The following is a 12,972-nucleotide window of genomic DNA, read 5'->3' on the forward strand; positions in this document are numbered from 1 at the left end:
CATGAGAATCAAGCTGATGGTTGTCGCTGTGCTGATGCTCGCCCTTGCGGGGCTGACAGGATGCCAGCAGGAGCAGAAAGCAAGCCCCAAGCTTGCAGTTGTTGACGCAAACGAAGTCTACCAGAATTGTGATTTTTGCGTTGAGGCTGGCGAATACCTCAAGGGCCTGAGCATGGAGTTCCAGCAGAAAGTGGCAACGCTTCAGGCGCAGACCACTGGCAAGGAGAAGCCTGATGCCGCGGCCATGAAGGCCATGCGTGATGAAGCCATGAAGCTTCAGCAGAAAATGACTGGTGAGCAGCAGCGTCTGGTGACCATTCTGGACAAGGAACTCAAGGCAGCTCTGGACGCATACCGTGCAGAAAAAGGCCTGAGTGTCATCATGAACCGCCAGCAGGCTGTTTCTTTTGATGAAAGTTCTGACGTAACCAAAGACATCATTGCAGCTATGAATGCGCGCAAGATTGATCTGGGCATCCCTGCTCCAGAGAAGAAAGAGAGCGCCGCACCTGAAAAGGCTGCTGAAGAAAGCAAATAAGTCCTGAGTACAGGACAGAGTGAGCCGTTTTCTTTGCCACGCGCAGAGGAAACGGCTTTTTTTATGCCTTGTCTGGCCTGTGTTGACAGTGCCGAAGAGCAATGAGAACACCGTGCATATGAAGGATGAACAACGGGTCATACTCCACGTCGATATGGACGCTTTTTTTGCCAGCGTTGAGCAGGTCGATGCCCCGGAGCTGAGGGGCAAGCCTGTCATCATTGGGCAGGGGCACCGGGGCGTGGTTTCTACAGCATCATATGAAGCCAGAGTTTTTGGTGTTCATTCTGCCATGCCTGTTGCAACGGCCCGGCGGCTTTGCCCGCAGGGTGTCTTTTTGCCGGGGCGTCGGTGGCGATACAAGGAAGTCTCCCATGTTGTTATGGATATTTTTCGGACTGTATCGCCTCTGGTGGAGCAGGTCTCGGTTGACGAGGCCTATATTGACGTGACCGGAACCTCGCTCCTTTTTGGCGCGCCCCGAATTGTGGCGCAGCATATCAAAAGTGAAGTGCTCGCTGCGACTGGATTGACCTGTTCTGTGGGCATCGCTCCCAACAAGTTTTTGGCAAAGATTGCTTCCGACATGAATAAACCGGATGGCATCTATGAAATTCGCCCGGAGGATGTTACAAAGTTTTTGGAAACTCTTCCGGTTGGAAAAATTCCGGGCATTGGTCCAAAGGCGCGGGAGGCGCTTTCCCGCTATGGCATAAGCAAGGCAGGGGATGTCTTGCAGTGGCCCCGGGGATTTTGGGAAAAGCGCTTTGGAAAGATGGGGACTCTGCTGCATGATCGCGCGCAGGGCATCGACCTTTCCCCTGTGGTGGTCTACCATGAGCCAAAGTCCTCAAGTGCCGAGAATACGCTGGAGGAGGACACCACTGATCGAGAGCTTCTTTTGGGCTGGCTGTGGCGTCATGCGGAGCGGGTCGGGCACGACCTGCGGCGGCACAAGCTTCGTGGCCGTACGGTGACGCTCAAGCTCAAATTTGATGACTTTAGCACTCGCACCCGGTCACAAACTCTTGCCCGCCGAACTGACGAAACCCGTATGATTTTTGATGTTGCGGCCCAGCTTTTCCAAAAGGAAGCCCTGCCGCGCCGGGTTCGGCTTATTGGTGTTGGGGTGTCGAATTTTCGGGCTGTTCCTCGGCAGCTCAGTCTTTTTGAAGAAGATGGAGAAGAAAAGTCGCAGGGCGAGACCTCGCGCGAAAAGGACCTTGATCGCACAATCGACGCCATACGTGAAAAGTTTGGGCGTGGGGCTGTGCTTCGGGGACCGTCAGTCAAAAAGCCAAAGTGAACGACATATGCCAGAAACAGGGAGAGACGCATGTCTGACGAAAATACAAAGGACGTCCGGATAGAGCAGGATTCTCTTGGCCCAGTGAATGTTCCCGCAAACAAGCTTTGGGGGGCACAGACGCAGCGTGCACTGGAAAATTTCCCGTCAGGTCCACCTATGCCACTGGACCTGATTCATGCCCTGTTTCAGATCAAGCTTGCTGCGGCAAAGGCCAATATGGAAATTGGTCTGCTGAGCAATGATCTTGGCTGTCTTATAGAAAAAGTTGCTCTCGAAGGCGTCGAGGGGCGTCTGGATGCACATTTCCCGCTGAGTATCTGGCAGAGTGGGAGTGGCACCCAAAGCAACATGAATGTCAATGAAGTCATTGCCAACCGTGCCGCCATTCTGAGTAGCATGGAGCCAGGCAAAAAAGATCCCGTCCATCCGAACGATCATGTGAATCGCTGTCAGTCCACAAATGACATTGTTCCTGCTGCCATGCAGATGGTGGCCGTACGGAAGCTTGTTGGCGAACTTGTGCCAGAGCTTGATGACGTGCGCGAAGACCTCGCTCGCAAGGCAGAGCAGTGGGATCATGTGGTCAAGATTGGCCGCACGCATCTTATGGATGCTGTGCCTCTGACTTTGGGGCAGGAATTCTCCGGGTATGCGGCTCAGCTTGATGACGCGCTGGACCATTTGCGCCGCTGTGCTGATGCGCTCTATGCCCTGCCTCTTGGCGGAACAGCTGTGGGAACGGGGCTGAATGCTCCGGGGACCTTTGGCGAACTTGCTGTGCGTCAGCTGGCCGAGATGACGGGCCTGCCTTTTGTCGTTGCTCCCAATATGTATTCCCGCATGGCCGCGCACAATTCTCTGACTGCCCTGTCTGGGGCAATGCGAGTCGCTGCTTCGGCGCTGATGAAAATTGCCAACGACATTCGCTGGCTCGGAAGTGGCCCAGATTGTGGGCTTGGTGAGCTGGAGCTGCCTGTGAATGAGCCGGGATCAAGCATTATGCCCGGCAAGGTGAACCCGACCCAGTGCGAAGCGTTGTGCATGATTTGTGTGCAGGTTATGGGGCTTGATGCTGCAATTGGGTTCGCAGACTCGCAGGGAAATTTTGAATTAAATGTCTATAAGCCGATAATCGCCTACGATGTTCTGTTTTCTTTGGATTCGCTCGCTAAGGGACTGCGGTCCTTCCGCGAAAAAACGCTTTCTGGATTGCAGGCTAACTCCTCTAAAATAAAAGAATACGTTGGCAAGTCGCTTATGCTTGCCACTGCACTGGTTCCCGTTATAGGTTATGACGATGCTGCACGAGTTGCGCAGCATGCACGTAAAAGGGGCATCACACTCAAGATGGCATGCAGTGAGCTGCAAATACTGACAGAAGAGGAATTTGAACAGCAGATCAGGCCCGAAAATATGACCGGTCCGCTGCTCTAGAAGGAAAGAACAAAAGTTGCGTACGCATCCATAGAGTTGCCTCAATGTCGTAAAAACGATATGAGGCTGTCACACAGAGTAGTGCGAAAGCAGTACTCGTGATCATCCTTGAGAGCAGAGAGGAAAATCAATGGCTCAAACGCCAAATAGAATCCAATACATAGACGGTATCCGCTTTAAGCGGATTCTGTGCGCCGCTGCAAAACGGCTTATCGATAAGCACGAACATCTCGACGAAATCAATGTCTTCCCGGTGCCGGATGGCGACACAGGAAAGAATATGGCCGGTACAATGCGGTCTATCGTTGATGGTGTGTCCAATTCCCTCGATCAGTCCATCGATAAAATGAGCAAGATTATTGCCGAAGCCGCACTTTTGGGTGCGCGAGGAAACTCCGGAGTTATTCTTGCCCAGTTTTTCTGCGGTTTTTCCGAGGGCGTTAAGGACCTGTGCCGTCTGACCCCGCAGCAGTTTGCTGATGCAGCAAGCGAAGCTGCGCGCCGGGCAAAGGAGTCTATGGCTAATCCCAAAGAGGGAACCATCCTCACCGTTATTACGGACTGGGCCGACCATATGAAGGCCAACTGCGAGAAGTACAGTGACTTCCCAGATCTCTTGCAGGATTCGTATAAACGGGTGCAGGTCTCACTTGAGGAAACGTCTGAAAAACTCGCTGCCCTGAAGACTGCTGGCGTTGTCGATGCCGGAGCTCAGGGCTTTGTCTATCTTTTGGACGGCATTCGCGACTTTGTGGAGCAGGGCCGTCTGGACATGAAGATTGAGAAAGATATTCTCCAGAGTGGTGCCAGCGGCAAGGTGCAGGAGCGCGTTGCTGTTGAAGACTTAACGTTTCAGTTTTGTACGGAATGCATGCTTCGCGGCAAAGACATTGACCGTGATGCCCTGCGTACCGAACTGGCAGAACTGGGCGATAGCCTGATTGTTGCGGGAACTTCCGAGACTGTGCGCGTTCACGTTCATGTTAACGACCCCCACGCCGTCTTTGCCATTGCTGAAACCTATGGCGAGATCAGCAACAAAAAGATTGATGACATGCTGAAACAGCATCGTGATCTTTTGGCAAAGGCAAAGCAGCATGTTGGTATCATTACTGACTCCTGCTGCGACCTGCCTGCTGATTTTCTCAAGGAATACGGCATTGGTGTTGCTCCGTTGACTCTGACGCTGAACGGCAAGGAATTTATAGACAAAATCGACATTACGCCTGCGGAGTTCAATAGTCAGCTTCGCCAGAGCGAGAGTGCCAAAACGTCTCAGCCTGCTCCAAGTGAATTTAAGTCGCTGTATGACGGTATGCTGGAAAACTACGAGAACATCGTGGCTATCCATGTAACCGCTGCCAACAGTGGCACAATGCAGGGTTCTCGCGCCATTGCGAATAATCTTGATTCTGCTGAGCACATTCAGGTTCTTGACGGCAACAACCTGACCGTTGGTCTTGGTTTGGTCGTACGTGAAGCAGCTCTTGCCGCTTCTCGTGGTCTGACGGCCGCAGAAGTTGCAGATGTTGCCCGTGATGCTGCTCGCCGGGTTCGCATCTTTGTGACGCTGGATACGCTTGATTTTGCCGTACGCGGTGGCCGTCTCTCCAAGAAGCAGGGAGCCATTGCCAAGGCGTTGAACATCAAGCCTGTGCTGACGTTTGATCCTGAGACCGGGAAAGCCGAAGTTATCGGCAAGGGCCTTGGCCGTCGCCACGCCCGTTCCGTGCTTATGAAGAACGTTCGTGAGGTTTGCAAAGGCAAGCGCAATCTGCGTTTTGCCGTGGCACACGTTGCCGCACCAAAGACCTGCCGAATCTACAAGGATCTGATCTGGAATCATTTTGGTGTTGAGCCGCTTTTCGATCTGGAAGCGTCTCCTGTGCTTGGATGCTATTCTGGACTGGGTGCAGCAGCGATTGCTGTGCTTGGTGACTAGGTCCATCTTTATGACAAGACAAAGCCCCCTCTCCTCGCGGAGCAGGGGGCTTTTTTTATGCGTATTGAAGAAGGTCCGTTGTCGGACAAAAGGCCAAAAAAAAGCCCCAGCTTCAAAAGAAGCCGGGACGAATTTTTATCGATGGTGGAGGGGGGAGGATTTGAACCTCCGAAGGCAATCGCCGACAGATTTACAGTCTGTTCCCTTTGGCCACTCGGGAACCCCTCCGTCTCGGTGAAAAAGCTAATAGTTCAGTTCTTCCACAAGGTCAAGGTATGGATTGATGCCAGCGCGAATTTTTTTTGGCCAGACAAAGTTTTCCGGTGCAGGCTCGCTCGCACAAGCTTCGATTATCTGCGCCAGACTCTCGAAATCTGCAGAATCCTCAAGAACTCTTTCTGGCGATAAAAAGTAGCTGGAACCGTTATCTTTTGTGGAAATAACGCGTGCTCCACTGGCCAGCGCCTCCAAAACGGCATTTGAGCAGGTGTCATAAAAAGACGGAAGGCAAAAAATATCGCTGGCGCGGTAGAGCGTTGGCATCTCATCAACGCGGCCAAGGAAGCGGATTCTTTTTTCAAGTCCGAGTTTTTCGGCAAGCTGTCCAAAGCGTCCTGGGTTTCGTCCCCCAGCCACGAGCACAACAAATTTTTCTGGCAGCATGTGTACCGCCCGAATCAGGGTCTCCAGTCCCTTGAGCGCAAAGTTGGTTCCTGCAAAAGAGATGGCACATTCACCCTCAGCCACGCCAAAATGTGTTCGAGCCGCCAGACGCTCATCAGGTGTCGGCGGCGAAAAGCGGGTGAGGTCAGGCTTGTTGTAGATAATGCGCAGATCTCTTTCTGCCAGCCACGGGTGAGCCTCAAGCAGCCAGTCCCGAACCCGGTGGGACACCGTGACGCAGACTTTCTGGTTGCGCAGTGATTCTTCTTCAAGTCGGCGTATGATGGAATTTGCAGGAGCAAGGTGCCGCCGCGCCATCTTCCAGGTGCGGGGAAAACCCTTTTCCCATGCGCGCTGTGAGAGTCGCCAGAAAACTGACAGTGGGCCTCCGCTCATGCGCAGAACATCCTGCTGAAGCGTTTTGCCCATAGAAAAACTCAGGTCATAGCTGCCGCGTTTGCGAGCCTGCTCCGCGGCGTAAGCATACCATGCTATTTTTGCGGCACGGCCCAGAGGCGGGCGACCGACAGCAATAGCGTTGACGCCTTTGGGCGCAGGAGCTTCTTGCCGTGCGCAAATAAAATCAACCTCGTGTCCGGCCTGGGCAAGGGCGGTGGCAAGGCGCAGGGAAAAGCCTTCGGCCCCTCCGTAGCTTGAAAGTTTGGGAAGCATTACTGCTATTCTGGCGTTCACGCGAGTCCTCGGTACACGTTGAGAGTCTGCTGGAGAAAGTCTGCCCCGGTCAGGTGATTGATGCGCTCGCCCTGAATGTGACCAAGGCGGGCGTAGTAGGCGGCATCGGTATATGCCCGCGTAATGTGGGTACCCATATCCTGCACATCGCCGGGCGCAAAGAGCGCCTCTGCGGGCAGGAGATCGGGCATGACACCGACGGAGCTACTCACAATAGGAACATGGCAGGACATGAATTCCAGCGCCGCACGAGCAATGGTCTCGGACCATTTGGAGGCGATGACGCCGAGGTCACAGCAGGAAATTGCGGCTGCGATGTCGGGGCAGAAGCCTGTTATGGTTGTGGCATCCTGCATGTCGTTTTCTGCAATCCACGTTCTGACAGACTGCTCGGAGGTTGCTGTTTCAAACCCAAGGAGCAGGAGTTTGATCTGGGTCAGGCCCTGTGCCCGGAGCGTGGCAATGGAAGCAATAAGTTCCTTTTGGCCTTTGACTTCATCAAAGCGGCCAAGAAGGCCAACGACGAAATCGCTGTCGGCGTAGCCATACTGCTCACGGAGTTCTGCTCGGCCTGCCGGGGAGAACTGAAATTTATCCCTGTCGACGCCACCGGGAATAAGGTGGAGCTGTGGGTTGGGAATCCCAAAGTTCGACAAAAAGTGCCGGTGCATGACAGAATTTGTGGAAATGACCCCATCAGCGCACGAGGAATGAAGCCAGCGGTTAGGAAAATTATTCCGGGGGAGGCGCTGGTCACCTCGGGTTCGAAAGAGTTTGAAGCCCTTGCCACACTTTTTGAGCAGGCCCCACAAGATAAAGGACTCACCCCGATGGCAGTTGACCACATCTGGCTGAAATGTTTTGACAAGCTTGCGCAGCGAAAAAAGCAGTGACACAAGCCTTATGGGGTTCACGGTGTTGAGGGGGAGAGCACGGGCATCAAGCCCCCATGCAAGGGCTTTTTCATGGGTTTCCGTCCCTTCGAGCGTCAGGACGATTACCTCGTGTCCGGCATCACGAAGAAGGCGACTGAGAAACAGGGCATACCATGCGGTTGCATTGAACCAGCGAACATTAACGACTTGTATGATGCGCATGCTTATTTTTACGGGCCTTGCATAGAAATTGCAACAAACTTGAGGGTCCCTCTGTCTTGGCGTCAAGGGCTTGGCGCTTGGCAGAAGGACCCGCAGAAAATTCCCGTGAGCGATCCGGGAAAACGCTAGCGATTGCAGGCTTCTTTTTTGCTGACGGCCTCGGATTTGATCCGGTCCAGAAGCTCGGCCAAAGTGGCCTTAACGTTTTCGCGGTAGTCGCCAGCAACAATGATAAAAAGAACATCGTCGCCGGGCTTGAAACAGCCAGAGCGGCCCTCGGCTACACAGCGCCAGATGCCTTCCTGCTGTTCGTATTCTTTGCACAGGGCGTCAATCTTTGCCTGGTCAGAAACGACCTCAAGCTGTGTGACTTCGGCCATGTCTGCTCTGGATGTGCCTCGTACAACCCCGTTGTGGCACAGGAGCATTCCTACGTTTTGCGTAAACTCGGGATCTTTTTTCAGCTCTGCGATAGTTTTTGAAAAATCCATGATGATCTCATCTTTCAGGGTTAGAGGGTTATAACAGTGGCAATGCATACCTTATCGTCTCTTCTCAAGGACCAGCCGTCCCTGCACGAATCGCGGATGTCTACAACCGGATTCTGTGTCTGGATTGTCTGGTCTGGGGAACTGACGAGCGCTATTCCCAATACCTTTCACGATTTTGGAGGAATGCGTATTGCCGAAGAGCAGAATCAGGCTCTTTGGTTCTTCTTCTCCAAGGACGTGTTCACAGCGTTGGCACGGCTTCAGGTCTGGGCAAATCTTAATGATTTACCGGTGTTTCTCCAGGCCATGCCATCAGCCTTACAGGTAGGATTCCAGCTTGAACTCTCCTTGTCAATTCATTCCGAGTTGTACAGTCAACAAATAATGGAACCACATTCATTTCAGGTCCTGATTCATCCTGATTTGCGTCCTTCCATTGAAGCGATTCCGGGCATGCGGCTCACCAAGCTGGAGCATCCTGACGTCGGACTTTCTGCCGCGTCGTGGAGCGAGCTGCATGGTGACGCCCGTATGGGATTTTCTTCCAAGCTGGGCTGGTATTTTGTGATTAAGCCTCTTGGAAATTCCCATGATGAAGGTTTCGTCGAGGGCTGGCGCAAGTTTTTTGGAGAGATTGAGAACGTCCTCAAGCGGCTCAAAGTTCGCTACATTGTCCAGAACGATAACCTGATTTGTGATCTCGACAGCTACGGCACTTTGCGCAAGTGGTGCATGGAGATTCTCTCTCTTTTGCATCGTGGCAAAGGCAAGGGTGATGTTTCGTACTGGCCGAGTGTTATGGCTGCCGTAGAAAAAGACGGCTATCAGTTCAACGAAGAACTTCCCAAGAAGATTCCGCTGGACTGGGCGAAGCTCGCGCCAGACTTCCCGCACATGAGCTACCGCTCAGCGTTTCTTTTGGGCAAGCCTTTCCACATCAAGGACGTTAACTACAGTTTTGAGCGCAGTCGTTTTTCTGACTGGTGTTATCTCTATCTCCCTGAGTCCAGCGAAGAAGAACTTGGCGGCTCTTTGCCCATGTCACTCCCAATTGGTTTTCTCGCGGGCAAGCATCGTGAGTGCTTTTATTGTGGCATGCGCAACCATACAGAAAAAGACTGCCCAAGCCGAAAGCTAGCAGAACTTTCGCCAGAGACCATTAAGCAGCTTTCCCGTCTTGACGTGGAGCAGATGAACGAGGCCTATCATCAGGCTGGTGATACTCTCAAGGAAAAGCCACTTGAAGGGGTTCGTGCCCTTTTGGAGGGCAAGGAAAAGCCTTCGCTTCTCACCAAAAGTTATTTTGAATCAAAGGCTGTATGTCAGCTTCGTTTTCTCCCTCTTGTCTGGCGTGCGCAGGGCAAGAACATGCCTCGTGGTTTGGAGCAGCTTTCTCCGCAGGAAAGCAGTCCTGTCGAGCAGGCATACAATTCGCTTCTTGCTGGAGATATCCCCGGTGCAGAGCGGCTTGCCAAGGATGCCGCCCTCCATCATCCGCGTGATTACAAGTCTCGCTCGCTGCTTGGTTTTATTGCTCTAGAGCGTGGCGACATTGAACGCGCGCTCTCCTACTGGAAGGAAGCTGAGTCTCTCGGAGCAACCCCGCTTCACATTTCGTATCTGAAATTTGTTCAGGGCAGGGCCAATGAAGTCATTGGGCGGAGTGATCTTGCGAGCACTTTTTATAAGGACGCCCAGAGTGTCGCTCCTCGCTGGAATGAGCTGCTGTATCGTCAGGCTGTGTGCATGGTGCGTATGGGCTTTTCCGAGCATGTCGTTGGCGTCTTAGATGATCTTTTTGAGCGCGATCCGCACATGTTCAATCGTTTGCTCATGGATCCGGAAATTGAGCGTGGCTATCTTCAGATTCTCTCTCATCTTTGGACTGTCTGGAGCACAGCCAAAGCCAAGGCCATCGAAGGCAAGGAGAATCTTGAGGAATTAAAGGCTGACCTCGACGAGTGGTTTGGCACGGAACACGAGTTTAATCGGGACATGCAGCGGCGCATTGCTGCGCTTCTTCGCTTGGATGGCATTGAGAATTTTGTTGCCTTTTGCCATCTCAGCAATGGTTACAAGCTTCTTGCCAAAAAGAAAAAGGCCCGTGTCGAATCCGAAGTGCAGCTTCTCGAAAAGAAGGGCAAGCGTTTCCGTCAGCAACTCAAGGTCATCAACAGCGAAATTTCATGGTTCCCTTTTCCTCGCGCGCTTCGAGAGTTTAATCGGGACTTCAATTATTGTGTGACCAAGCTCAACTGGGTCGCGCAGCAGCATTTTCAGGTCCCTCGAAATTTCCGCCGAAGTCATGAGTATTTTGAGAAGGTTGAGGACAAGCTCAAGCGGCTTGGGCATCGCCTTATTACACTTAAGATTATTCGTGACACGACCTTATTTTCGCTCATTTTAGGCAAGAGTTTTATGTGGATCGAAATCGTTTGTCTCGGTTTCGCCCTCGCTGCGGTACCCGCTGCGGTCTACTTTTTGGACATGAGTCAGTACCCGTGGCTTAACTCTCTTGTCGGAGAGCAGAAGTGGTCTCTCCAGAAAGGTGCTGTGGTTATCTTTTCCGCGATTGCCCTCGTTCTCTCCACTATTCGCACTGCACTGGTGTTTGAAAAAAAACGCCGAGCGCTTTTTAGCAAAGACGGTAAAGGGTAAAGTTGGGAGGGGAAGAGAACCGGGGCCAGCCCCGGACCCCGCGTAAGGGAATGATTCCCTTACGTATCCTCAGCGAGTTTGAATTCCCTCCACGCTTCGCGTGAATGAAATTCAAACTTGTTGGGTATAACGTCGAGAGCTTCTTTCTCTTCTGCGCGTTGCCACCATTTTTTTCTGAACGCTTGCGTTCAGAAAGAAAATAAGTGCGGCAGAAAAGGCAAAAGAGCACGCGCTAGGGAAACGCCCACTAGGCCAAAATTAAAGGGCCGGATGTAAGGGAAAGCCAAAGGCTTTCACACATCCGGCCCTTTAATTTTGGGCGAAAGCGGGATTCCCAAGGGCCTCGTCCTTGGGCGGGGTCAAGGGGCGGCGCCCCTTGCAGGGTTTGGGGCAGCGCCCCAATAAAACAACACCCGCCCACCCTAGCGCCCCTTGCAGGGTTTGGGGCAGCGCCCCAATAAAACTGCGCCCTAACCTGAGTCCTATACGTCGACACCTTGTATAGCGCGAATGCGCTGCAAGAGTGGCGGGTGGGAGTAATGGAGTCGCACATATGCGGGGTGCGGGGTCAAGTTGGCGAGGTTGGTCACGGAGAGTTTTTTTAAGCCGGAGATGAGGGCGCCCGGTGTCTGAGTCGTGCGAGCTGCAAAGGCATCGGCCTGAAACTCAAAGCGCCGAGAGAGGGTCTGTGTGCCGAGAGATATGAGGAGACTAAAGGGGTGCAACAGGAGCATAAAAAAGACAAAGCCCGCATAGATGCTTTGTGATTGCATGCCAAAGGCCTGATAAAGTCCTTCTGCATTGAGGAAGAGAGAGAGGAGCAGGAAGGTTGCGCCTGTTCTGAGAGTGGAGAGCAGAAAGAGTTTGAGAATGTGGCCGCAGGCGGAGTGCCCGACCTCGTGAGCGACGACGGCGACGATTTCTTCTGTGCTGAGCTTGTCGATGAGCGTGTCAAAAAGGGCGATGCGCTTCTTTTTGCCAAAGCCTGTAAAAAACGCATTGGCCTTGCTGGAACGCTTGGAGCCGTCAATCATAAAGAGGTCATTGGCAAGGAAACCAACGGACTCGGCATAGTCGTGAATGGCGGTGCGAAGCGGTCCTTTGGGCAGCGGCGTAAAGCTGTTGAAAAGCGGCAGGATGTACTTGGGCATGAGGTACTGCAGGGCGAGGCTGACCACGGTGACTGTCGCCCATGCGTAGAGCCAGGCTGCGGGACCTGTGGCTTCAAAGAACCAGAGAACGGCGGCCATGAGCGGTCCGCCGATCACAACACCAAGGAGCATTCCTTTGAGGCGGTCCATGACGAATGTGAGCGGTGTGGTCTTGTTGAAACCGTATCGCGTTTCGATCACAAAGGTGCGGTAAATGGAGAAGGGGAGGCCAACAATGCCGTCGAGCAGGCTCAGGATGGCAAAGAAAAGAAGGCCAGTGATGATGTTCCCAAAGCCGAAGCTTTTGGCAATGCTATCTACTACCGGGAAACCACCAAGAAAAATGAAGGCAAGGAGCACCACAAGCTCAACACTGCTCGCGATGAGACCAAAGCGGCTCCCAATTCGTGTGTACTCTTGCGATTTCGCGTAACTCGCTGCGTCGAATGTGTCTGAGAATTCGCGCGGAAGCTCCGGGTGCAGTGCTCGGAGATTCAGCAGAGAGACATAGCTCTCCACTCCCCACGCCAGGATCATAAAGCTTACAATGAAAAGGAGGTATGCGTTCATCCCCCCTCTGTTACGTCACCTCTCCCTGTCTTGCAACGGATACACCTTTTTACTCGGACTATGAGCTGTGTGGGGCACGAGTGTGGGGAGAAGATTGGGACGCTTGGATGGCAGGTGTTGTTTTATTGGGGCGCTGCCCCAACCCCTGCAAGGGGCGCCGCCCCGTGACCCCGCCCAAGGACGAGGCCCTTGGGAATCCCGCTATCGCTCAAAAAATATGGCTGAATGGGATGAAAGCTTTGCTTTTCTCTCCATCAGCCATATTTTTTGAGCTAGTGGGCACCCAGTTCCTTCTTTTTCTTTGCGCCTCAACCCTTTCTTTCTGAACGCTCGCGTTCAGAAAGAAAAGAGTGGCAACTCGCAGAAGAGAAAGAAGCCGCTTTAGGCAGCCCCAACAAGTTTAAAAGCCGTCCAAGCGAAGCTTGC

The 12,972-nt window shown here is 52.9% G+C and carries 9 protein-coding genes and 1 tRNA gene; 5 read left to right on the forward strand and 5 right to left on the reverse strand.

Annotated elements, in window-relative coordinates:
* The first annotated feature begins 1 nt into the window (after window position 1).
* From B5D23_RS02500 to B5D23_RS02515, 4 genes are all read left to right on the forward strand, one after another.
* A complete protein-coding gene (locus tag B5D23_RS02500; RefSeq protein ID WP_078683805.1) occupies window positions 2–538 on the forward strand; it encodes an OmpH family outer membrane protein in 537 nt (178 codons plus the stop codon).
* A gap of 118 nt (window positions 539–656) precedes the next feature.
* A complete protein-coding gene (locus tag B5D23_RS02505; protein ID WP_078683806.1) occupies window positions 657–1,844 on the forward strand; it encodes a DNA polymerase IV in 1,188 nt (395 codons plus the stop codon).
* A gap of 30 nt (window positions 1,845–1,874) precedes the next feature.
* Complete coding sequence (locus B5D23_RS02510) at window positions 1,875–3,281, forward strand: class II fumarate hydratase (RefSeq protein WP_078683807.1); 1,407 nt, start codon at window positions 1,875–1,877, stop codon at window positions 3,279–3,281.
* Window positions 3,282–3,411: 130 nt separating this feature from the next.
* Window positions 3,412–5,223, forward strand: coding sequence for a DegV family protein (locus B5D23_RS02515; protein WP_078683808.1), 1,812 nt, complete (start codon window positions 3,412–3,414; stop codon window positions 5,221–5,223).
* A 142-nt stretch (window positions 5,224–5,365) separates the two neighbouring features.
* Here B5D23_RS02515 and B5D23_RS02520 read toward each other — a convergent pair.
* The 4 genes from B5D23_RS02520 to B5D23_RS02535 form a co-directional block, all read right to left on the reverse strand.
* Window positions 5,366–5,451, reverse strand: a tRNA-Tyr gene (locus B5D23_RS02520).
* Window positions 5,452–5,466: 15 nt separating this feature from the next.
* Window positions 5,467–6,558, reverse strand: a complete 1,092-nt coding sequence (locus B5D23_RS02525; RefSeq protein ID WP_078683809.1) for a glycosyltransferase family 4 protein — start codon at window positions 6,556–6,558, stop codon at window positions 5,467–5,469.
* Between the two features lie 17 nt (window positions 6,559–6,575).
* The gene (locus tag B5D23_RS02530) at window positions 6,576–7,676 is read right to left on the reverse strand and encodes a glycosyltransferase (RefSeq protein ID WP_078683810.1); all 1,101 of its coding nucleotides are present in this window, start codon (window positions 7,674–7,676) and stop codon (window positions 6,576–6,578) included.
* A gap of 125 nt (window positions 7,677–7,801) precedes the next feature.
* Window positions 7,802–8,167, reverse strand: coding sequence for a molybdenum cofactor biosynthesis protein MoaE (locus B5D23_RS02535; protein WP_078683811.1), 366 nt, complete (start codon window positions 8,165–8,167; stop codon window positions 7,802–7,804).
* A 42-nt stretch (window positions 8,168–8,209) separates the two neighbouring features.
* On the opposite strand from B5D23_RS02535, the gene B5D23_RS02540 reads away from it, so the two are divergent.
* Window positions 8,210–10,825, forward strand: a complete 2,616-nt coding sequence (locus B5D23_RS02540; protein ID WP_144012511.1) for a tetratricopeptide repeat protein — start codon at window positions 8,210–8,212, stop codon at window positions 10,823–10,825.
* Between the two features lie 482 nt (window positions 10,826–11,307).
* Here B5D23_RS02540 and B5D23_RS02545 read toward each other — a convergent pair whose 3' ends face one another.
* Complete coding sequence (locus B5D23_RS02545) at window positions 11,308–12,546, reverse strand: M48 family metallopeptidase (protein WP_078683813.1); 1,239 nt, start codon at window positions 12,544–12,546, stop codon at window positions 11,308–11,310.
* Window positions 12,547–12,972 lie beyond the last annotated feature (426 nt).

This window comes from Desulfobaculum bizertense DSM 18034 (assembly GCF_900167065.1).
In the GTDB taxonomy this organism is placed as follows: Bacteria; Desulfobacterota; Desulfovibrionia; order Desulfovibrionales; family Desulfovibrionaceae; genus Desulfobaculum; species Desulfobaculum bizertense.

Excerpts from the sequence above, each read along its gene's own strand:
- B5D23_RS02500 (WP_078683805.1), top strand. The coding sequence starts at position 2 with ATGAGAATCAAGCTGATGGTTGTCGCTGTGCTGATGCTCGCCCTTGCG.
- B5D23_RS02505 (WP_078683806.1), top strand. The coding sequence starts at position 657 with ATGAAGGATGAACAACGGGTCATACTCCACGTCGATATGGACGCTTTT.
- B5D23_RS02510 (WP_078683807.1), top strand. The coding sequence starts at position 1,875 with ATGTCTGACGAAAATACAAAGGACGTCCGGATAGAGCAGGATTCTCTT.
- B5D23_RS02515 (WP_078683808.1), top strand. The coding sequence starts at position 3,412 with ATGGCTCAAACGCCAAATAGAATCCAATACATAGACGGTATCCGCTTT.
- B5D23_RS02525 (WP_078683809.1), bottom strand. The coding sequence starts at position 6,558 with ATGCTTCCCAAACTTTCAAGCTACGGAGGGGCCGAAGGCTTTTCCCTG.
- B5D23_RS02530 (WP_078683810.1), bottom strand. The coding sequence starts at position 7,676 with ATGCGCATCATACAAGTCGTTAATGTTCGCTGGTTCAATGCAACCGCA.
- B5D23_RS02535 (WP_078683811.1), bottom strand. The coding sequence starts at position 8,167 with ATGGATTTTTCAAAAACTATCGCAGAGCTGAAAAAAGATCCCGAGTTT.
- B5D23_RS02540 (WP_144012511.1), top strand. The coding sequence starts at position 8,210 with ATGCATACCTTATCGTCTCTTCTCAAGGACCAGCCGTCCCTGCACGAA.
- B5D23_RS02545 (WP_078683813.1), bottom strand. The coding sequence starts at position 12,546 with ATGAACGCATACCTCCTTTTCATTGTAAGCTTTATGATCCTGGCGTGG.